Raw genomic sequence first — 1655 nt, 5'->3', positions numbered from 1 at the left:
TCTACATCAAAGGATTTAAATGCAACCAGATTATCTGGGAATGATAGAAAAGATACAAATGCTAGAGTCATAAATGAATTTTATGGAAAAGTTAACAATGCTTATATAGCTAAAGATGGTTCAGGAAATGAAGCTGAGCTAACAGATGCTTTAGTTGTTTCTAATTTAGCTGCTAAAGATAACTCTATAGTTGTTTTAGGTAATAATGGTTTATCTGATAGTCAAAAAGAAATGTTAAAAAGAACTAATCCAGAGAAGATAACAAAAATAAATAATGGAGAAAATGATAAGACATATTCTGATGCATTAGGAGTATTTAATAGAAATGATTCAAATACTCAAAATAACCAAAGTGTAGCTGGAATAAAAGTTAATGGAAGTAAGATAGCTATAGCTCCACAAAAGGATATGACAATAACTAGAAACTATCCTAAAGGTGGTACTTATATAATAGGTACAGAGATAAAAGGTCAAATAAATGTTAAATATGGTGACCCAATTAGAGGTGCTCATGGATATGGGTGTACGACTCAAGAAGAATATGATAAGGTATTAAACTGGGGATTAAATGCTATGAGTACATTAGATTTAAATAAATGTCCAGATTGGGTTTATTGGTCAAAATATTATAAAACTGGAAATATACCAGATGATGAATATGTAGATTCTACATTGAATTCAGTAGATTTAGGTGAAACTTATGAAGCATGGAAAATAGAAAATAAATATTTACTTTATGCTCTTGATAAAGGGATTATGTCTAAAAATGATATAGAGCAATTAATTATATTTAAAAGTGCCCTTGGCCACGCTATAAGACAAAAGCCTAGTACAACAGACCCATTAGATGCTTCTCCAGCTTCTGCATACGATGTTCTATTTAGACACAAATCTGATTGTGATGCAAGTGCTCAAGTATATCTAATGATAAGTGATTTATGTGGAGCTAATGGTGCAATAATTGGAGATAGAAGTCATGCTGACTATTATATGTTAAGTGGCAATTATTGGTGGATAAATGGTGCAATGCCAGACAACTTTAAGAAGAATGATAATATTTTCAAAATGTGTGTTTTAGCTGCACCTGCATATAATATAGACTATTTATGGGAATAGATAGTTATAAAAAACCACCTTTTTAGGTGGGTTTTTATATTTATTTTATTAGGATTTCATAGTCAGGGGGATTATAAATGGTTTTTAAGAAAAGTATACATAGGAAAAGAAAGGATAGTAGCCTTTTTGTAAGTCTACTTATTAGTTCAGCATTATTTAGTTTTTCATACAATAGTGTTTATGCTGATGGAGCAGATAATAATTTAAAAACAGACTCTATTCAAGCACAAAATAATTTTAATACAGCAATAAGTGTATCAAAACATGGTTGGAACTCTTCTAAGAATATTGTTTTAATAAAAGACAAAGCTCTAGCTGATTCTTTAGCAGTTATACCCTTAGCAAAAGCTTTAGATGCTCCAATACTTATAACTGACAAAGACTCTATACCTGAATCTACTCTTAATGAAATTTCAAGACTTGGAGCTAAAAACATAACTCTAATAGGTGGACTAAATTCTATCTCTGATTCTGTAGTTAATACACTAAAGAATAAGGGTTTAACTGTAGATAGAATAGGTGGTACTGATAGACAAGAC

2 protein-coding genes are annotated in these 1655 nt (G+C 30.3%); both read left to right on the top strand.

The window, feature by feature from the left end:
• Window positions 1-1116: cell wall-binding repeat-containing protein (locus tag Q3304_RS20625; RefSeq protein ID WP_407815326.1), on the top strand; the 1116-nt coding region annotated here is incomplete at its 5' end.
• 77 nt (window positions 1117-1193) lie between these two features.
• Window positions 1194-1655: cell wall-binding repeat-containing protein (locus Q3304_RS20620; protein ID WP_407815325.1), on the top strand; the 462-nt coding region annotated here is incomplete at its 3' end.

Origin of the sequence: Clostridioides sp. GD02377, assembly GCF_045899875.1 — a bacterium.
Lineage (GTDB): Bacteria > Bacillota > Clostridia > Peptostreptococcales > Peptostreptococcaceae > Clostridioides > Clostridioides difficile_A.
The sequence above is the reverse complement of the archived record's forward strand: the minus strand, read 5'-3'. Positions and strand labels throughout refer to the sequence as shown.